This window comes from Paenibacillus sp. P4_E11 (assembly GCF_056401635.1).
Genome location: NZ_JBFUIX010000099.1, coordinates 1 through 19,443, shown reverse-complemented (window position 1 = coordinate 19,443; position 19,443 = coordinate 1). Strand labels below are relative to the sequence as shown.

Below are 19,443 nucleotides of genomic sequence, written 5' to 3'. Positions count from 1 at the left end.
GACGTTCGCTCCGTGCAGATAAAACCTCAGCGTGAAATAAGCCGTCCCTTGCGGAGCTGTCCCGATCACCGTGATCTTGCTCCACTGATTCAATGTTCGGTTCGCACCGGTGATGACTTGCGTGGAGTTGTTGTTCGCATCCCAGAACTCGAGATACAGCTCGGAAATTCCCTGAACGTTGTACGAGAACACGCTAGCCTCGTATTTCTGGCCGGGCACAACCGTTATCTTGTTGCTGCGCACAGATGAGCTAAGCACGTTGCTCGGATCGATCAACTTCACGCTGTGAGCCCCGCTATGCACCTTTTCGGTGGATAGTTCGGCTCCATTGAGAAATGTCCAGTGATCGGGCATGTTGGCCGTAATCTCCTCCAGGCCGCCATTCAATAGTGTGGTTTCATAATCGTTCACGAGTGGCAACCCGGAGCTGATAGCTACAGATCCTCCATCATCAGCTTGATAGGAAAGCGCTTTAGAAATTTTTGAAAAAGAAGGAATTGTATTCATGATAACAAAAACAACCAAAGCCATTGTCATGCAATATCTCATTTTTTTGATCATGCAGCGATTCACCAATCCTTTCTTGTCTAAGGGTCCTGTTAAACAAGCGATTGCAAACTTTCATCATTTGATAGATAGTAAAGGTACATCCTTATAAAACCCGGAGGAACCATATGAAAAGTTCTGATCGATTCCCACAATACCAGGAAAGTATCGTTAGACTTCAACATATTCAAGCTAACGGACAACCGAGGTTTTATATTGCGATCTCCCCCATATATCAGAATGAATTGCATCATCACGATTACGCGGAATTGTCCTATTACATCGAAGGTACCGGCACAGAAACCATCAATACGCTCGAAGGGTACTTCCGGCCGGGTACCGCATCGTTCAAGCTCCCCCGTCATTTGCACCAGATGCACAGCGATTCAGGCGAAAACTACACGGCCTGGAAATACACCGTTATGTTCGATATGGAGCTGTTATTCGGAACGAATGATGACATCGGACTTTCCAAGCTGCTGTATGGAGTTGGCACAACCCTACCTTCTTTTGTACATTTTGACGAAGCGATGCATGAACGCATGAAGGCCATCCTTGAACTGCTGATGGATGAATTTCTGCAACCCGACACTACCTATCGCCGCCATATGATCCGAACCAAACTAACGGAGGCGCTGCTTTTGTTTGTTCGCTTCGGAAACGACCCGTCCTCGACCTCCAGTCCGAATGTGCCAGAGGAGAGGATCAATCTGTTTTGGTCGATCATGCAATATGTGCATATTCACTTCTCGGATGACATCAATTTGGAGAAAATCTCCTCGCAATTCCACTGCAGTGTGCCTTATATAAGTCGGTTGTTTAAGGAGAAATTCGGTAAAGGCTTTCTGGAATATGTACATGAACTCCGAATTGAAAGCGCATCCACATTACTGCTTCATACCAACATGACCGTTATCGAAGTTGCTCATGAAGTCGGCTTTGACTCCTCCCGTACCTTCTCCCGTGTGTTTCGCGAACTGAAAGGACAGACAGCAAGCGAATACCGCAGTTCGATGAGAAAGTAAAGTCTATTTTTTCGCCATCTTGGCTTCGTTGATGATCTTATCCGTCTCCTCAGCAGCAAAGCGCATTGCAGTGTTAATATCGACACCAGTTAATGCAATTCTTGAGATTGCCGCATTTAATTGGGCGGAGGCAATAATTTGATATTCGGTAATATTGGACATCTTAGCATATGGCTTAGGGAATAAGGCCGACAAATTTCTACCTTTATATTTGGGAAGCTCTTGACCGTATTGCTCTTGTATTTTCAGATCCTTCAACGCCGTTGCTAAGCCCCTGCGATTTAATGATTTTTGAAATTCTTCCGACGCAATGTAAGCCATGACTTCAAAGGCTGTTTCGCGATTTTTGCTTATGGAGCTCATAAACCAGTAATTCGGAAATACTTGTGGACCCACATTCCGCAATTCGGGAACGTCTGGAATTCTCACGACACCCCAATTAGCAATAGCATCTCCTGGTGTGAACCCGCAGCAGCCTGTATAATTCGTCGCCATCGCAACTGTCCCTTTGGTGTTAAATGCAGTGGTCGTTGCCTCTTTGATATCATAGCCAGGTATGGTCATAAATCTTGCCAGGTTCTGTACAACTTTTTTCCACGCATCTGAAGTGAAATTAGCCTTTAATGTTGTCGGATCTATAAGATCTAATGAATTTTGGTTGAGTTGCAAGTAAGAGTTGTTGTCATTGGCGAATCCGTAGTATTGCACCTCACCGTCCTTACGTGTCAGTTTAACAGCCAGGTCGTACAATTCATCCCATGTCATATTGTCTTTAGGGTATTCAACTCCAAATTTGTCAAAGACGTCCTTGTTATAATACAGGCCTGATGTGGCCACCCAAGCCGGCAGTCCATACATGCCTCCATTGGCCAGCTGTCGCTGCAAGGCAACGACGTTAGGCTCTATTGCGTCCAAATTAAACTTATGCGATTTAATCAGATCGGAAATATCACTCTGTAACTGCGAAGGAAGTATATGGGTGTGAAAATTGGTATAGGCCCCGAACACAATGTCTAAGGGAGTTTTGGCAGCGACATAATCTTGAATCGTATTGGTTGCCGAATTAAAGGATACCTTAAAATTAATATGGGGAAATTTCTCGCGGAGGTAACTCCCGTACGTTCTATCGAACCATTCCATGTTCTGACCGCTTGAACTGAATAAATACAAATCAACAGGCTGATTCGACTTCGGCGGGTCCCCCTCATTCTGCTTCACCCCACACCCTGCAACAACCGTAATAGCTACCAGGATCAGCACACATGCATACAAAAGCCTTCTTCTCATACCCATTCCTCCTCGTCATGTGAATCCGTTGAACCTCGTTAAATCTTCCAAAACCATGCCTAGCTTCTGCCCCCATGCAAGATAACTGAATAAGAAATCGATTACTAAAATCAAAGTATCATAGGTGAAATTTTTAGGTGTACCGTAATCTCGTTTTGAACCAGCCATTTTTTAAACTCTGGGAAATTTTAATGAAAAAAGACCAGATCAGAAGTTGCGCTGATCTGGTCTTGAGGCTGAGTCCAAAATTACTTGAGATAAGGTCTAATGATAGCGGCATACTTGTCCGCCAAATATTGGTGGCCCTCATCATTAGGCAGCACCTTGTCGTCGGACAAATATTTGGCATAATTGCCTTCGTTCCATTGCCCGGCCATATCGATGAACACCACGTTGTTGACCGCCTTCACTGCGTTCTGGATGCTGCTGTTATACGGCTGTAGTTGCTTGTCGCTAAGACTGGGAATCGAGAGGATACCGCTCACGAATATAGTCGTCGCGGGAAGCTCTTTTCGAATCGATGACAGAAAGCTCGTGAAGTCCGCTTGCACCTTCTTGGTGTCCGACGGAATAACGTTCAAGCCGTACGTGACCAACACATAGTCTGGCGCTTCGTCGATCACATCCTTCTTGAGTCGATTGAATCCGCTGTTCAACTTATCCTTGTCGGAGTTAACATTGACATCTGTCCCGGCAACCCCTTGATTGATCGCTTCCACCCCTAGCTGTTCGCCGAGCAAGGCAGTGAAGGATTTCAACCCCATGTCGCTGGCATTCCCACCTTCCGCATAGCTGTGTCCGATCACGACAAGTTTCTTCTTGTACTTGGACGCAGGCTGCTTGAGTTCCGAACCATGTTCCACGTACAGACCATCAATCTCACTCGTATGGGAAAAGGCAATTTCAATGGTATGCCACCCTGGGACACCCGAGAAGAGGGGAATCTCCACGACAGCGCCGTCATTCGGCAGCGACTGGCTAACCGCCAACTGGCTGTCCACGAACACGGATACCGTACCGCCAATGCCGCGCTGCTTCAAGATGGCCGCTGGACTATTCGTCATAATATGCGCCCTTCGGCCGTACATGATGGCTTGTCTCACTTCACCCCAGCCTTGAATTTGAGCGGAGGTCCATTTACCATTCGTGAACAGCCATGCAGGATCAGCTGCGGCAATAAGTTTGCTGGGCTTGCTTGGCTTGGCCGTTGCCGTAGGCTGCGGTGGTTGGGCTTGCTGACCCACGCCTGCCGGACTTAAGAATACGGCTTGTTCCTGTATATTGTTCTTCCAATGCTTCTGACCCGCCACCATAATCCCGATAAACACAAGTAACAGGATCATGCATACCCACTTCAACCACGCATTCGCCATCCGATCCACCCTATAGTCATTATTTTCCTATCGTACTATTATAGCAAGCTTGGCGAAGTTGTTTATATTTATTTTTCATCCTGCTATAGTAGAGCTATATTCGCCCCATCAGCGGGTCCCTACTTATAAGGAGGCGTTACTTTGAATCGTCAGCTTGGCATTCTCGCCCATTGTTTCGGTCACAAACCAGTAGAACAATTAGCTCAGGAAATAGGGGCAGCAGGGTTCGGCACCGTACAGTTAGCGCTAGCCAAAGCGTTATCAGATATTGACAGCACCACCGAACAATTAAGCCCAGGACTTGCCCATCATGTGGGCGAAACGTTCCAACGACATGGGGTACGGATTGCCGTACTCGGTTGTTACATCGACCCGATTCATCCTGATCCCGACGTGCGCCGACAAGGTGTTAGACGGTTTAAGGAGCATCTGAAGTTTTGCCGGGATTTCGGGTGTAGCGTGGTCGCGACCGAAACCGGCTTTTTGGACACCTATCGCAAGGAATTTCCTGACGATTACGAGAAGAAGGCATGGGGTATCCTACGGCATACGATCTATGAACTGGCAGAGGAAGCGGAGAAATGGGGCGTGACAGCAGCCATCGAGCCTGCCTCTTCACTCGTGATTCACAATCCCGAGCAGATGCTGCTCATGCTGGAGGAAGTGTCCTCCACAGCACTCGGCGTCATCATAGATCCATGCAATTTATTGCATGAGGGGAATGCACACCGGCAGGATGAGGTCATCCAGCAAGCATTCGACTTGTTGTCCGACCGTATCGTGGCGTTTCACGCCAAGGATGCCGGATCGCTCCGCGATGGACGCAAGACACCAGCCGCTCTAGGCGCAGGCGAAGTCAATCTTCCGCTATTCCTCTCGCTGGCGAAGAAACGGAAGCCCTTCGCCGACATCACCCTGGAAGGTGTGGAGGGGGAGCAGATCGGCCAGTCCCTTGCTTACTTCCAGGACTTGTGGGATAAGCTGTAACAGTTTCCTTGAGACTGTCGGTTCAAAGTGGACATAGGAGTGGAAAGTGAAAAAGAGGACCCCGGCGAGTTTTGGCTTGAACCTCCATACCGCAAAATCCCTTATACAATCATAGGAGGTTCAAACAAGATGTTTGAGCTCAAGGGGTCCTTTTTCACTTGGAACGGCGGCTGGCTCTGCTTAAATCCACAATGAATCGACTGTCTCTACTTTTGACTTACACTCACAACCCCATCGCTCGGCGTCCCCGTCTGCTTCACGGTCTGTCGTCCGAAGAACAAATACCCGAACAAGGAAGCCAGCAATTGCTGGCACAGCATCCCGATGATCGTCGGCAGAGCCACAGGTGGCGGGAAGAAGGAGATAGCCAATACCGCCCCTGCACTAATATTACGCATCCCCGTGTTGAACACCATGCTGACCGCCATCTCCCGGCTAAGCTTCAATAGCTTGGAGGCCACCAGGCCAAGCCAGTATCCGATCGACACGATCACAATACAGACAATGGCAATATACAGCAGGCTCTTGTCCCATTGGGTAAAATAAGGCGAGATAACCGAGCTGTTAATTACTATGACTACCGCTAAGCCCATCTTGGAGAAGGGCGACAGCTTCGGACTCAAGGAAGTTTTGACTTTGCCGCTCGTCACTTGATTCAGCAGCATGCCTGCAATGGAAGGCACGACGACCATCCACAGCAATTGGGTCAGCATCCCCCACGTGTCCATCTGAACTTTGGCGCCAACTAGCAAGGACAATGTCAGCGGGACGATGAAGGGAGAGAGCATCGTATCGATCAGAATCATCGACAAGGTAAGCGCGGTATGCCCGCGATAGATCGACACCCACATGAAGCTAACGATTCCCGTTGGAATCGATAGAACCAAGATCAAGCCGGTTATAGTAAGCGGACTGTCTCCGAAGGCGGCATGTCCGATCCCCCATGCGATCAGCGGCATTACGATATGTAAGATGATCATAAAAACGAAGATCGGCAATGGATGCAATACTACTCTCTGCAAATCTCGCATGTTCATGCTGAGACTGCCCGTAAATGTCATAAAGGCAAAGATCCAGGGCACCCAAACGGAGAAGGAGGACAAAGCCCCAGCAGAAGCCAGTCCTATAAGTACACTTGTCGGGGTAATGAGCGGCATCCACTTTTCCAATTGTCTGTTTAATGTAGTTAACATCATGTCACCCTCGCAGCTAAGTTCGGCCGAGCCATCGCACAGCACGACTTCACGTTCTAGTTGAACTCTTTCAGACTACTCCAATTCATCGTTACCGACAAGGGGAGATTATCTCGATCCATTGTTCAAGTCTGCACCAAGGTTTGCATCCCCTCTGCCTGCCCTCTCTTGTTCCTCTCATTCAAAGAGTTACGTCTTCCATGTGTTCTCTTCGAATTCCAAAATGTTGCAAAAGTGCATGATTCTTCGCCCCACCACTTTCGCAACATTATTGAACTTTCGGAGGCAAACGGATCAAAAATCCTGCACTTTCTCCAGGATTCTTACGAATGAGCTCCTCAACAATCGCTTTCTACATGGGAGCGACAGCGATTGAACCCATTAATTCAACTAATCTCAAGGCAAGTAACTAAAGGGGCACCCTCCGGTTCCCCCCAAAAACTTTCTATTCACAAACAAAAAAAGCACATGATGCAAAATGAATCCGCATCATGTGCTTGGTTTACTTGGCGAGCAGTTGCCGTCCCCAACGCGTACGATACAATCCGCGCTCCAGCAAGCCGAACGCCGTACTTGTCATCCAGTATAGTCCGAGCGCAATCGGTGAGCGCCACATGAAGAATAGCGGCACAAGCGCCACGATGCCCGCCAACGTCCGGCGGCTCATCCCCCCGGTGCTTATAGCCGGAGCCGAGTCCGTCAAGGGGATGAGACCCGTCACGAAGCTCAGCACAGCGGTAGCGATCGGGACGAGATGGTGCGGATCTGCTTGGGCGAGATTGGCTGCCCAAGGGAGCAGTAGCGACGTCATGGCACTGCCATGCGTCAGGAACAGTCCGTACATGCCCATGAGTACGGGCATTTGTACCAGCAGCGCGACGATCGATTGGAAGGGACGGATGCGGTAGTCGCGGTACAGCTTGAACATCTCCGCCGTCTGCTGCTCTGGCGTGGCGGCGAGCCGCTCGCGCAATTCCTTCAGCTTCGGCTGCATAACGGAGCTCCGCACCTGCTGGCGCGCGGCCAGCAGGTTGAAGTAGAACAGGCCAGCCTTGACGCACAGGGTAAGGCCGATGACGGCAAGCCCCCAGTCATGTGTGATCGCATGTATCGCTTCCAATATAGGGGCGAGCAGCGAAGTAATCGAGTGAAACCATGCGTACATTTATATGCTCCTTTGAAGAATGACTTCGTTTATGCTGAATAAGCCAACACAAACGAAATCGCTTCCTCATCGGAGCCCTTATCCTTGACCGAAGGCTGCTTGCGCCGAAAGATCGATCTTCTCCTCCGCCTGAACGGAAACTCATGAGAGGATACTCGCGCTGCACATCGGGAAGGATGAGCCGATGTAGAACTTTCCCTCCGCTGCGGAAGCAGCAGTCCAACCGCGCCAATCAGCCCGGCCAAGCTCGCCAGCAGCAGCCATAGCGCGGGTAGATCGAACGTAAGCTCCATCGATTCACCCCCTTCCCACTAGAATACATAGTAATACGGGCCAGTGAACAAAAGTTTCAGGTCTGTTCGTTCGATCATCACATAGAAATTGTGATATATTTCACATTCATTAGGAAGGACGGGCTAGGGACCTAACGTAAATGAGGAAAGCCGCCCAAGTTATTTATCCATTAGCAGCAACTCTTATATGATCTTCCTTATCGATGATGGAATCGATGATGCTCCATTCTTTCGTATCGATCCCTAGCTGCTCGATAATGGATAGGATATCCAATATGATAACACCATTGTCTGTTATGTGCTTATGTCCTCTATTCTCCACCATTCTTTTTCTCCTTAGAGTACCCGAATTTAACTCATTAATAAGTATACACTGTTGCATATAATTATCTTGTCGAGCCATGTCGAACTTGAGAAAAAATCCAAAAAATATATCATGTCAATGGTACTTTTGTATCATTTAACACACTTTTTTATAGGCCTCTATTACTGTTAGAGAAATTATTTGTAGTTCCTCTTAAACCAAACTCCCATCTACATCTATTGATGTAATTATTATACATGAGCTGTCTAAACGATTTCTGAACACGCCCCGCAGCAAGCTGCGAGGCAAGTATTCCTATACAGCCAGGAAATCGTACATCGATACGTGTTGGGTAGAGCCAATCCCCATTCCTTCATATTCGAAACCAATATCTATGAGATGCTGGAAATTCAAGAAATTTCTAGTATCCAATAAGTAGGATTGCTTCATGACCCGATACATCTCGTTCCAGTTCAGATTACGATATTCATCCCAGTGTGTAAGTAGAATAACGGCATCCGCATTCACAGCTACTTCACGCGCCTCATTACAATACGCAATTTCCAGTTCGGAGTTGAGACTGTTGAACATCGCCATTCCTTGCGGGTCATGTACCTTCACCCTGGCACCCACTCCGATCAACTCACCTATGATGACTGCTGCTTGTGTGTTCCGAGCATCGTCTGTATTGGGCTTAAACGTAAGACCTAATATTCCAATCGTCTTCCCGTTCAGGGATTTAAGACGCCGTTTTATTTTATCGACAACAAAATTGTGCATGATCATGTTAGATTCGACCGCAGCTTCAATTACATTTAACTCACAACTATATTTGTGACTAGTCGCCAACAATTCGGCTGTATCTTTGGGAAAGCAGCTCCCGCTCCAACCGCTGGACACTTGTAGAAATTTGTTCCCAATTCTTGAATCCAACCCCATTCCGGTCGCGACTTGCATCACATTGGCACCCAGAATTTCACATAGTCTGGCTATTTCATTAATATAGCTAATCTTGACGGCAAGGAATGCGTTGGAAGCGTACTTCACCATCTCTGCACTTTTCACGTCGGTTTCAAAGTAGACCGGTTTACTTGGGCTAGGTTGGAATTTGAAATGAAAATTTCGGCTTATCTCCTCGTATCTCACATAGTTGACTAGGTTATGGTACAAGCTCTTCATGATGAACTTGGCTTGTTCGTTGTTCGAACCAATCACGATCCGATCCGGGAAGAAGACGTCTTCCAGTGCATAACCTTCTCGTAAAAATTCAGGATTGCTGACTACCGCAAAGTGTACATTCGATATAAGACCTGAGTTGTCTTCAATGATGGAGGCTACAAGATCGGCCGTTCCAACGGGGACGGTAGACTTGTTCACAATGACGGTGAATTTGTTGCGGTTCATGTGTTTCCTTATACCCTCAGCAGCGAGCTTGATGTACTTAAGATCGGCCGTCCCATCCGACTTCGATGGAGTACCAACGCCGATGAATATAACATCCGCCTCACTCACAGCTTCGTAATGAATGGTAGCGAAAAGTGTCTTCCCGATACAAGTGGAAATCAGATGATCCAGACCCGGTTCATAGATGGGGCTTTTCCCGGCATTCATAAGTTTTACCTTGTTCTCATCAATATCAATTACGGTCGTTTTATGGCCAAGTACGGCGAATGCGGTTCCCGTAACACTTCCTACATAACCGGATCCGATGCATACAACGTTCATATCGGTATTCCTCCCTAAGAATGTTAGATTCATATTGTTGCAGCAAGCAGTCGACTCTTGTACACTTCAATCGTTCTAAGCAGACCCGCTTCTAAGGTGACCTGTGGTTCCCAGCCTAGAAATTCCTTAGCTTTATTAATGACCGGACGGCGGACTTTCGGGTCATCCTTCGGTAGATCATGGAACGTGATCTTACTGGACGAGTCAGTCAGCCGCTTCACCATCTGAGCGACTTCCAGGATGGAGTATTCAACAGGGTTCCCAACATTAATGATCTCACCCGTCGACCGATCGGAATCCATCATGAGCTGAAACCCCCTCAATGTATCATCCACGTAACAGAATGAGCGGGTTTGACTCCCGTCCCCATACACCGTAATATCTTCATTCAGTAATGCTTGCGTAACAAAGTTGGAGATCACGCGCCCATCATCATTGCGAAGTCCAGCCGAATATGTATTGAAAATACGCACCACCTTGGTGCGCACTTGATACAACCGGTTATATTCGTAGCAAAACACTTCTCCAAGTCGCTTAGCCTCATCGTAGCAAGCTCGTGGTCCCCAAGTATTAACATTGCCCCGGTATTCCTCTGGCTGCGGATGCACTTCTGGATCCCCATAAGCTTCGCTAGTGCTAGCGAACAGGATTGTCGCATCATGCTTCCTCGCCAAGTTCAACATGTTCTGTGTCCCGAATGTATTGACATATATCGTCTCCAACGCTGCTGCCTGATAGAACTTGGGCGACGCCGGGGAGGCGAGATGATAGATTTCATCCACGTCCTGTGAGACAGCAGGTAAGTCGACAATACCCTGATTCGTTACGTCGTATTCGATGAAGGTGAAGAGCGGATTGTCTTGGAATTCCTTCAAGTTCGACGTTCTCCCTGTTGAGAAGTTATCGATCCCGATAACCTGATGTCCTTGATTCAGCAAATCCTTCGCTAAGTGCGAGCCCAGGAATCCTGCAGCTCCAGTGATAACAACTTTCTTCATAACTGCTCACCTCTCCCTATCATCATTTAGTATGTATGGCTGTTCGATATCCGTTAGGATGAGCATTGTGCCATTTCCAGGCTGTGTGCAGCATGCTGTGGAGATCATATCGAGGTTTCCAACCCAGTTCCTTGACTATTTTCTCGGAAGAGGCAATGATCTTGGGCGGATCCCCCGCCCTTCGCTCCACATAGTTCACAACTGCCTTTCTCCCCGTCACCCTCTCGCAACCCTCAATAATTTCGTTCACGGAATAGCCTGTTCCGTTCCCCAAGTTGTAGGTCTCATTCGTAATGGCTTGCCTAATCAGTTGCTCATAAGCCATGATATGGGCTTCGGCAAGATCATTCACATGAACATAGTCGCGAATGCATGTGCCATCGTGCGTATCATAGTCGCTGCCATAAACATGAACACAATCTCGCTTCCCCAGCAAATGCTCCATGACTATAGGAATGAGGTGCGACTCCGGACGATGATCCTCGCCGATATCCCCGCATTCATCAGCACCCGCCGCATTGAAATACCTTAAGATCACGTAGCGAAACGGAGAGGCTTCCGAAATATCCTGCAGGATCTGCTCCACCATTAATTTCGTTCTGCCGTATGGACTTATTGGTGAAGTCAGTGTGGTCTCGTCAACACTCTCTGTCTTCGGAATCCCATATACCGCACATGTCGAAGAAAAGATAAAATGCTGGATATGATGCTTGACCATATACATTAATAGATTTACGGTTGCTGCTACATTGTTGCTGTAGTATTTCACGGGGTCTTCAACAGACTCACCTACGTAAGCATTAGCTGCAAAATGCATTACACCCTCTATCGGGTAATGACTGAATACATGCTGGATAACAATTGGATCTGCCAAATCACCCTCTATGAATATAGCTTGCGGATGAACGGCCTCGCGATGTCCGGTTGATAAATTATCTAACACCACTACACGGTAGTTGTTCCGGATTAGATTATGGACAACATGACTTCCTATATATCCTGCTCCACCAACGATCAAGATCAAGAGTTGATTCCCCTTTTCCTTCTTGTAGTTAACCATTCTTTAGCCAGCATACCGAGAATCGTCCACGGTTCTACTAAGTACCTGCTTGCCAGCCTCTTCGGTTCTGATACCAGGCGGTACAACCATTCCAGCCCAATTCTCCCCATCCATCGCGGAGGTGTCGGTACTACACAAGCGACATAGTCCATACAAGCACCTGATGTTAAGATAACGTTGGCATGGATATGGTGAATATTGTCCATCACCCATGTTTCCTGGCGCGGCATCCCCATGCCAACCATAAGCACATGAGGCTTGAATTCATTAATTTCTTTCAGAACGCTCTGATTATCGCTGCTCTGGGGATTCTTATCCAAATAGCCATGATGGGTTCGGATATGGAGGTCTGTGTACTCCTCCTTCAGTACAGAGGCTGCCAATTCAGCAACGCCGGGCTTGGAGCCCAAGTAGTAAACCCTCCAGCCGTTATCACTTATTTTCCTCATCAAGGGATGGATCCAGTCCACATAAGTTACTCTATGTTCTCGTTGAAGGGGCACCCCTAACATTCGCCCCAGCAAGACTAAGGACATCCCGTCGATATGAATGCATTCGGCCAAGTTATAGAAATCTACCATCGCTTTATTCTTCTTGCAAATGTATACACTATGCAGATTATGGTGTGGGATCAGCTGCTTCTCTTCTTGGCGAATGGCTTGATCGATTCGATCATTCAGCTCCTCTATCGTCATTGGAGTAACTCGGATTCCTAAGAACGACACCGATTTCACTAGTTATGCACCACGTTTCTGGAGTTATAAAGACCTTCATACCCATTCGTCATACCCTCGACTGAATATTGTTTGGACTTCAATACAGCGCGATAGCCGTAAAATAAAGAAAGCTGCTCATCCGCAAGCAGCTCTTCTATGGCTCGAACAAATTCACCTTTGTTATTCAATGGCGCTAATATTCCCGCGAACTGTTCCTCACGCAGCGATAGTACATCCCGACAGGAAGGAATGTCGCTTGCTACGACGGGCAATCCTTGCTTCATCGCTTCAATCAGGGCCATGGGCATCGCTTCATATACAGATGGGAATACGAAGATATTGGATGCGTGAAGATAGTTGACTACATCTCCCGAAGTCACCTCGCCAGTGAAATGAACTCGATCGATACATCCGATCTCTTCCGCATACTTGTACAATTCCTCATGAAGTTCACCCGCACCCACAATAAGTAAATGAACTTTCGGCAAATTTGATAGTACATCGAGTAAAAACTTTTGATTTTTCTGTTCGGCAAGCCTGCCCACATTGACAAGCAGTTTGGTCTGCTCCCCGATCCCCAAGCTCGCTCTGACCTGCGCCGGCTCAACGGTCGGCCGACCGCCTGTCACCCCGTTCTCGATAATCTTGACCTTGGATATATATTTCTTGGGGTATGTTTTCATGGAGTGCAGAACACCGCTAGACACGACTACATTATTGCTATATACAACCGAATTGCCCATGAATCTATCGATCTTCCTAGCTAATTCAGGATAGGATTGGACCGGGTTATGCTGGATCGCAATTCTCTTCTTAATCCCCGCTAGTAAAGCTAATGGCAAGCCAATAATGCTCGCATAGTACGTATGGGTCATAATCATCGATGGCCGGAACGAGAACAACATGATCATGAACATAACCGCAATCTTCGCATAATCAAATGGATTCCTCGGCGGGCCATTCAGTATAGCCCTCACATGGGGCTTGTCCAAGTACGTAGGTCTCTTTACATACAAAAACCATAGCTCCGATTGGTATCCTCTATTCATAAACTCTTCATGAAGAAGATGCGCTACCTTCTGAGCTCCTCCTCCTTCCATTTGGGTCACGACTTGAACGATCCTCATGGGAAACCACCCTTCTCATTTTGCGTCTACCCATCGTTCTTCTTATGTTGATCGGGAGCAGCAGCATGGCAAAAAACAAAATAAAATCAAAAAAACGCGGAGACCCTAGTCGGACCGCGTTATAGAGGACACATAAAATTCCAGTCACACTTCTTTGTTTGATCACCGAATTCCCCAATATGATGAGCAGAAACGAGGAACGAGCCTTCCCAGTCATGAAGGGGGTCATGGACAATACCCACTGAAGGGAAGCTCTCCAATCTTCTTTCTTGCTAACGGAGCTTCTGGATTCTTCGATATACCATATGGCAAGTGTCTCAGGGCACATGACGAATGTAACGCCAATGTGGCTGGACACCCTTAACAACCAATCCCAATCTTGGTGTTTCGGCAATCCCTTGGTGAAGGGAATTCTGACAAGCAATTGCTTCAATGCCAGTATGGTAGAAGTCTGAATCATGCCTTCGCCTTGGGAAAGCGTATTGCGGCAGAAAAGATATTCAGACATGCTTTCCGACTCACGCCGTTCCCTTACGGGCCATACATAGTCCGCTTCCGGTGACCTCGCTATTAATCGGCTGTACACAATCGGATACTCCGAGCCTGAACGCAGACCCTCATTCATCTGAAGCTCCAGTTTATTCGGCATCCATTCATCATCATCATCCAGGAATGCAATCCATTCTCCGCCAGCGTTAGCGACCCCGATATTTCTGGCCTCTGCTCCCCCTGTAGAATAATTATTCTGAATAACCTTTATCCTGTGATCGTTAGAATAGTTCGTTAATAACCGTTCCGTCGGGTCGTCAATACCATCAATTACAACGACAACTTCGATAGGGGTATACGTTTGAGCTAGTACACTTTCTATCGCTCTACGGAGAAGCTCTGCTCGGTTCAGGGTTGGAATTATAATACTGACTAACGGGCCCATGATTAACCCTCCTTACTCGCTGCTGTTCGAATGAACCGTGCACCTTGAGAGAAATGACCATGTATACGATCCAGAATAAGAAATTCGACTTCAGAAACGTATGTTCCGAGAAATTGTATACGATCGTTAAGACAGGGAATATGAGGTAGAACATATAAATAAACTGTTTCTCCGCTAATACGACCTTTACGGCATTAACCACCGTTGCGACCAGTGAGCTGACTAATACGATCAGGCCAAGGGAACCCACTTGTAAGGCCACTTCCAAATATCCATTATGCGAAAATAAAGGTTCCCAACGAATGACTGACCACACATTAGCCGAAGGTCCATTCCATCCATTCCAGAATCCTGAGTACCCGTATCCTAGCCAGGGATTAGCCAAGATCATATGGAATACATTCTCCCATAACTCCACCCGTCCGGTTAATGTAGGGTCACGGTTGAATGCCAATAAGAGCTGTTCGTAGTTCGTAGCCACCCAATAGCCCAATGTGCAGCAAATCGCTACAAAATAAATAAATAGTGTACTGGCAAGAAATTTGTGGAAGTATACCATTCTGTATATTACTAACAGCGGAGTTAATAGAAGCAGCATAAAAAGACAAGTTGTGGAGGACGATCCCAGTAATAAGTACATGGAAAGAATGCACTGAATCATGGCCGGGATCACATAGATTCTCTTCATTGTTGCAATAAATGTCCATGTCAGAATAGACACCAGCATGACTCGGCCTAATATGTTTTTTTGCGCAAAAATCCCCCGCCAGCCATCATCCGACACCCCAAGTTGAGGTAGGAAGAGAACAGCAAGTAAGCTTAGGACCGTACACAATGCCAGAGCCCAACCTAATAACAGTAATAGTTGTCTTAGTGAGTAACGATAGGACAAATAAACAGAGAAAATCACAGATCCGATCAGATTCATGCTCCCTTTGAATGTCGCCGTATAGGAAGATGACCATAGGATGGATAGGACCGCTACGACTATTAACAAATACAACAATTTCTCTTGGAATAACGTCTTGAAACTAACCTTACATCTTACAACGATCAAATAAAAACTAATTGCGTAGACTACCATCCAATAAGCATTAAGCATACTGTAAGCATTCATAATCCCTGCTCTTAACAGCAAAGGAAATACGGCCTCCGTAGTTAAAAATAAAGTGAGGATTGCGAAGATTCGTTCCCCTGCTCCTGGTTGCGCATGTTGATCAGAAGTCGATGTCTCCATACCTTATATGCCCACCGTCATTTGTTTGGCATATATCCCTTCAAGTAGAACACTTTGTTTATGGACATCAAATAATCGGCGCACCCGTTCCTTGCCATTCTCGCTGAATCTGCACCACAAACTTTCATCCACCAGTAATTCCTTGATATAGCTGGCGAGCATCCCGCTATCCTTCTCTGCAGCCAACAAACCAGTCTCCCCATGAGCTACTGCCTCCGGAATACCGCCAGTGGCAAAGCTGACGACGGGTACTCCCATTGCGCCCGCTTCAGCAAAAACCATGCCGAACCCTTCAGCGTCCCCATTCTCAGCAACAATGCTGGGAACGCTGAACACTTTCGCAATGTTAAGCATTTCCTTTATTTTGTCCGGCGGCTGTACGCCTAGAAATTCATAATTGATGAGTGTATCGTGACATTGCATTTCCAGCTGTTCTCGAAGCGGACCCTCTCCGATTACTACAAGCTTTGCTTCTGGCAGCTTCTTCTGCACCATACTCATAGCTTCGATCAGATAAGCGGCCCCCTTCTTCTCAACAAGTCTTCCTACGAACAATACGATCGGTTTCCGTTCAACTTGGCTGCTTGGAGTGAATTTCTCTAGATCAATTCCAATATAATGTTGAACGATCTTGTGTTCCGGGTACCCCTGCTCGATCATTTTCCTTCTAATATAGTCCGATACGGCAATAAACACCGCACCCTTACGTTGCAACTCCCCACGTCGAGATTTAATCCAGCTCTTGAACCATGGGTTATAGGCATTGTCATGAATCGTCGCATCATAACCATGGAACGTAACGAAGAGGGGAACATCCAATTGCTTGGCAATGGGCATGGCGATCATCCCTCCGAAACCGAAATGCGCATGGATGAGTACCGGATCCAATTGTTGGATCTTCTTCATAATTCCCATCCCGATATCCATATTCGTGTACTTAAACGCTGTCCTGGCTATCTTCCCGATCGGATTAGCAGAACTCATCACATGTGTTCGATCCGCAGGACATTGCAGTCCTCTCACAGGCACCATGCCAACGTATTGAGAACGGAAGTTCCGCAAGGCTTCACCCTGTCCTACGATGAATGTCTCCGATGCCGGCAGAAGAAGTTCTCTGAACAAAATAATATTAGGTTTACTCTTCGCAATCACATGCTCACCCCTTATTCCAGCTCGTTATAAAACGAGTTCTTTCATTGACCTCATATGATTTTCTCTGAACCTCCCGTTGTAAACCTGCTGCAGCCATATCTCCAAAGTGAACACCCGGCACAATGTATCTGTATGGTCTTCACCTTTCATATGCTTCTCTAACGCATCGATGACCGACTTCCGAGGTATATAGTTGGTATAAATGGCTTTGTCGTCCTTCAATGTTTGTTGGAATAAACGTTTGGCATCGCCATATCGAATCCAGTTCGAATAATCGGTATACGCATTCGGATCATGGATAGGAATGCCTAGTCTTTCCATCCCCTTTGACAGTTTCCTATTTATTTTTTTGGGAATCGAAGCTATTTTCACCATAGAATCAGGCCAGCTAATCGGGAACCCGGTATTCTGCCAAGGAATGTCGGTGAAGTATTCCGGGAATTGTGCTAAGAGCATCTTTCTATAGATGTAATTATGGAACCGGAGTGAATCTGGCAAGGAGTAAACAAAGTCGAATAATGCGTTATCAAAGAAGGGCTTCCTGTGTTCGATTGAAGTTAGAGTCAATTTCGTTCCCCCGGATATAAGTCTCCTTCCGCGGTTCTGAATAAAGTAATAGTCCGATTTGGGTAGATTGTCATACAGGTGATAGTTTTCCAACAAGCTCTCTGAACATCCCATGTATTTCGCGGCCAGTCTCTTGTTCACTGGATGGTTGATTAGACTAGCATCCTTCATATAACTGCCACCCAGCACGGCATCTCCCAAGAACCCATTCAGATTAATCGATATCTTACTTCGCATATCTTCACTCGTTGCCACGATGCCATGCATATGCTTCAAATCCTTGAGTCCATCTGTCCACCAAATTCCGTCTAATCTGGGCATGAGCCAATTCTTGTCGTCTATTTCCTTAACCAGCTGCACAGCACCCTTACGTTCCGCTGCCAACGCAGCAAAGCGAATATCGTCACAGCCATTCTTGCCGAACGACAAGGCGTACATGGGATGGTTCGATTGTGGAATAGCGGCCAAGATGGCTCTGGAATCCAAGCCCCCGCTTAATTGAAGGCCAATCTGATTCCCTCTCGTAGAACGTAATTGTACCGCGTTGCGGAAGAGCGCCCCCAACTGTTCAATAATCTCATTCTCATCCAACCGTCCCGTTAAGGGCTTAATCTCGTTCCACCACCAATATGGCTTCATCACGATTGTTTTTGTACCCAGATCATATGTAAGGATCGTACCAGGTGGAATCAATTCCACATTCTCGAACCAAGTTCTATTCTCCAATAAGTAGCCAATTTCAATAAATTGTTCAACAGCCATCTTGTCGATTACCGGGGTATACCCCGGTAAGGCTAACATCGTCTTAAGCTCCGATCCCCAGATCAGAGATCCTTGATGATGCGACCAGAATAACTGCCGGAGACCGTACCGATCGGAAATCAAATGAACCTCTTGTCGTCCAGAATCATAAATAACAGCAGCATATATGCCGTCGATCTTACTCAGAAATTCAAAGTTCTCCTTACGTTGATACAATAGGCTGAGCAGGACCAGATCATTCTCGCATTCCATTCCCGCCAGCGCCTGCAGTTCACTATGATTGTAGAACTCCCCGTCCAGCCAAACGTAAACTCCGTCGTTCTGGTACGGCTGCTGCTCCTTCTGAATGATATTGATATGGGCACGAGTACCGCAAACGTTGTTGTCATAAAACAATGGATCTTGGACGTAATAGTCGTGATGGGTAATAAGATCCCTCATCTTTCTTAACACCGTTACCTCCTCTTCATAGCCAACAGGGGCTCTTGTAAATCCTGCGATACCTGGCAATTAACCCATCACCCTTCTTCTAAATAAATCCGCAACTATTTTCTTAGCATACTTTTGTTCAACCCACAGGAACAAACCCGCATAACAAGCAATACACCATGTAATGCAAATACCTGTAATTAACAGGTCTTGCAAGTGCAGAAGCTGTAAGAGTTGGATGGAATAATAAACCGAAACTCCCATAATTAAGCTTAGAACTGTACTAGGCAGCAGACTTTGCAAATAAGGTTTCCAATAAAGGTGAATCTGATATTGTAATATGATCTTGATGAGTACAAAGTACAACATAACGAGCCCCACATAGGACCAAACCATTATATAAATATTGATTTGTACGGTATACCACAACACGATCGTATTGATCGCCGCCACGAGCACATTCCATTTAAATCCAATATCTGGCCGTCCCTTCGCGAGTAAGATCGGACCCATCGGATTAGTTATCGTCTTTAACATAGCTATTATCGTCTTTAACATAGCTA

Annotated in this window: 19 protein-coding genes; 2 read left to right on the top strand and 17 right to left on the bottom strand. The window is 46.7% G+C overall.

Going from position 1 to position 19,443, the window contains the following annotated elements:
- The coding region (locus tag AC1DWB_RS26465) for a carbohydrate binding domain-containing protein (RefSeq protein WP_477544091.1) at nt 1–411 on the bottom strand (411 nt) is incomplete at its 3' end.
- A 263-nt stretch (nt 412–674) separates the two neighbouring features.
- Here AC1DWB_RS26465 and AC1DWB_RS26460 point away from each other — a divergent pair.
- Nucleotides 675–1,571 (top strand): AraC family transcriptional regulator, encoded by an 897-nt coding sequence (locus tag AC1DWB_RS26460; protein WP_477544090.1) that lies wholly within the window; start codon nt 675–677, stop codon nt 1,569–1,571.
- Between the two features lie 3 nt (nt 1,572–1,574).
- Here the strand turns inward: AC1DWB_RS26460 and AC1DWB_RS26455 are convergent, their stop codons facing one another.
- The gene (locus tag AC1DWB_RS26455; protein WP_477544089.1) at nt 1,575–2,858 is read right to left on the bottom strand and encodes an ABC transporter substrate-binding protein; all 1,284 of its coding nucleotides are present in this window, start codon (nt 2,856–2,858) and stop codon (nt 1,575–1,577) included.
- Nucleotides 2,859–3,106: 248 nt separating this feature from the next.
- Nucleotides 3,107–4,231, bottom strand: a complete 1,125-nt coding sequence (locus AC1DWB_RS26450) for an SGNH/GDSL hydrolase family protein (RefSeq protein ID WP_477544088.1) — start codon at nt 4,229–4,231, stop codon at nt 3,107–3,109.
- A gap of 141 nt (nt 4,232–4,372) precedes the next feature.
- On the opposite strand from AC1DWB_RS26450, the gene AC1DWB_RS26445 reads away from it, so the two are divergent.
- Complete coding sequence (locus AC1DWB_RS26445) at nt 4,373–5,218, top strand: sugar phosphate isomerase/epimerase family protein (RefSeq protein ID WP_477544087.1); 846 nt, start codon at nt 4,373–4,375, stop codon at nt 5,216–5,218.
- 206 nt (nt 5,219–5,424) lie between these two features.
- On the opposite strand, the gene AC1DWB_RS26440 is transcribed toward AC1DWB_RS26445, so the two are convergent.
- The 14 genes from AC1DWB_RS26440 to AC1DWB_RS26375 form a co-directional block, all read right to left on the bottom strand.
- Entirely contained in the window at nt 5,425–6,411 is a 987-nt protein-coding gene (locus AC1DWB_RS26440) for a bile acid:sodium symporter family protein (protein WP_477544093.1), read from the bottom strand.
- 502 nt (nt 6,412–6,913) lie between these two features.
- Complete coding sequence (locus AC1DWB_RS26435; protein WP_477544086.1) at nt 6,914–7,576, bottom strand: YidC/Oxa1 family membrane protein insertase; 663 nt, start codon at nt 7,574–7,576, stop codon at nt 6,914–6,916.
- Nucleotides 7,577–7,605: 29 nt separating this feature from the next.
- A complete protein-coding gene (locus AC1DWB_RS26430; protein WP_477544085.1) occupies nt 7,606–7,869 on the bottom strand; it encodes a hypothetical protein in 264 nt (87 codons plus the stop codon).
- Nucleotides 7,870–8,032: 163 nt separating this feature from the next.
- The gene (locus AC1DWB_RS26425) at nt 8,033–8,194 is read right to left on the bottom strand and encodes a hypothetical protein (RefSeq protein WP_477544084.1); all 162 of its coding nucleotides are present in this window, start codon (nt 8,192–8,194) and stop codon (nt 8,033–8,035) included.
- 294 nt (nt 8,195–8,488) lie between these two features.
- Nucleotides 8,489–9,898: a UDP-glucose dehydrogenase family protein gene (locus AC1DWB_RS26420; protein ID WP_477544083.1), complete on the bottom strand. Its 1,410-nt coding sequence runs from the start codon at nt 9,896–9,898 to the stop codon at nt 8,489–8,491.
- Between the two features lie 29 nt (nt 9,899–9,927).
- Complete coding sequence (locus tag AC1DWB_RS26415; RefSeq protein WP_477544082.1) at nt 9,928–10,896, bottom strand: UDP-glucuronic acid decarboxylase family protein; 969 nt, start codon at nt 10,894–10,896, stop codon at nt 9,928–9,930.
- Nucleotides 10,897–10,918: 22 nt separating this feature from the next.
- A complete protein-coding gene (galE, locus tag AC1DWB_RS26410; RefSeq protein ID WP_477544081.1) occupies nt 10,919–11,920 on the bottom strand; it encodes a UDP-glucose 4-epimerase GalE in 1,002 nt (333 codons plus the stop codon).
- Entirely contained in the window at nt 11,917–12,651 is a 735-nt protein-coding gene (locus tag AC1DWB_RS26405; RefSeq protein ID WP_477544080.1) for a WecB/TagA/CpsF family glycosyltransferase, read from the bottom strand. The genes galE and AC1DWB_RS26405 overlap by 4 nt, the downstream gene beginning before the upstream one ends.
- A 38-nt stretch (nt 12,652–12,689) precedes the next feature.
- The gene (locus AC1DWB_RS26400) at nt 12,690–13,799 is read right to left on the bottom strand and encodes a glycosyltransferase (protein WP_477544079.1); all 1,110 of its coding nucleotides are present in this window, start codon (nt 13,797–13,799) and stop codon (nt 12,690–12,692) included.
- On the bottom strand, nt 13,729–14,733 hold the full coding sequence (locus tag AC1DWB_RS26395) for a glycosyltransferase family 2 protein (RefSeq protein ID WP_477544078.1): 1,005 nt from the start codon (nt 14,731–14,733) through the stop codon (nt 13,729–13,731). Before AC1DWB_RS26395 ends, AC1DWB_RS26400 begins: the two co-directional genes overlap by 71 nt.
- Nucleotides 14,675–15,373, bottom strand: a complete 699-nt coding sequence (locus AC1DWB_RS26390) for an O-antigen ligase family protein (protein ID WP_477544092.1) — start codon at nt 15,371–15,373, stop codon at nt 14,675–14,677. Before AC1DWB_RS26390 ends, AC1DWB_RS26395 begins: the two co-directional genes overlap by 59 nt.
- A 600-nt stretch (nt 15,374–15,973) precedes the next feature.
- Complete coding sequence (locus AC1DWB_RS26385) at nt 15,974–17,122, bottom strand: glycosyltransferase (RefSeq protein ID WP_477544077.1); 1,149 nt, start codon at nt 17,120–17,122, stop codon at nt 15,974–15,976.
- 24 nt (nt 17,123–17,146) lie between these two features.
- Nucleotides 17,147–18,904 (bottom strand): asparagine synthetase B family protein, encoded by a 1,758-nt coding sequence (locus AC1DWB_RS26380; protein ID WP_477544076.1) that lies wholly within the window; start codon nt 18,902–18,904, stop codon nt 17,147–17,149.
- A 57-nt stretch (nt 18,905–18,961) separates the two neighbouring features.
- A partial coding sequence (locus AC1DWB_RS26375; RefSeq protein ID WP_477544075.1) for a hypothetical protein occupies nt 18,962–19,443 on the bottom strand: 482 nt, incomplete at its 5' end.

Bases quoted from the DNA above. Each gene is read 5' to 3' on its own strand.
- AC1DWB_RS26460 (WP_477544090.1), top strand. From the start codon at position 675: ATGAAAAGTTCTGATCGATTCCCACAATACCAGGAAAGTATCGTTAGA.
- AC1DWB_RS26455 (WP_477544089.1), bottom strand. From the start codon at position 2,858: ATGAGAAGAAGGCTTTTGTATGCATGTGTGCTGATCCTGGTAGCTATT.
- AC1DWB_RS26450 (WP_477544088.1), bottom strand. From the start codon at position 4,231: ATGGCGAATGCGTGGTTGAAGTGGGTATGCATGATCCTGTTACTTGTG.
- AC1DWB_RS26440 (WP_477544093.1), bottom strand. From the start codon at position 6,411: ATGTTAACTACATTAAACAGACAATTGGAAAAGTGGATGCCGCTCATT.
- AC1DWB_RS26435 (WP_477544086.1), bottom strand. From the start codon at position 7,576: ATGTACGCATGGTTTCACTCGATTACTTCGCTGCTCGCCCCTATATTG.
- AC1DWB_RS26430 (WP_477544085.1), bottom strand. From the start codon at position 7,869: ATGGAGCTTACGTTCGATCTACCCGCGCTATGGCTGCTGCTGGCGAGC.
- AC1DWB_RS26425 (WP_477544084.1), bottom strand. From the start codon at position 8,194: ATGGTGGAGAATAGAGGACATAAGCACATAACAGACAATGGTGTTATC.
- AC1DWB_RS26420 (WP_477544083.1), bottom strand. From the start codon at position 9,898: ATGAACGTTGTATGCATCGGATCCGGTTATGTAGGAAGTGTTACGGGA.
- AC1DWB_RS26415 (WP_477544082.1), bottom strand. From the start codon at position 10,896: ATGAAGAAAGTTGTTATCACTGGAGCTGCAGGATTCCTGGGCTCGCAC.
- AC1DWB_RS26405 (WP_477544080.1), bottom strand. From the start codon at position 12,651: ATGACGATAGAGGAGCTGAATGATCGAATCGATCAAGCCATTCGCCAA.
- AC1DWB_RS26400 (WP_477544079.1), bottom strand. From the start codon at position 13,799: ATGAGGATCGTTCAAGTCGTGACCCAAATGGAAGGAGGAGGAGCTCAG.
- AC1DWB_RS26395 (WP_477544078.1), bottom strand. From the start codon at position 14,733: ATGGGCCCGTTAGTCAGTATTATAATTCCAACCCTGAACCGAGCAGAG.
- AC1DWB_RS26390 (WP_477544092.1), bottom strand. From the start codon at position 15,373: ATGTACTTATTACTGGGATCGTCCTCCACAACTTGTCTTTTTATGCTG.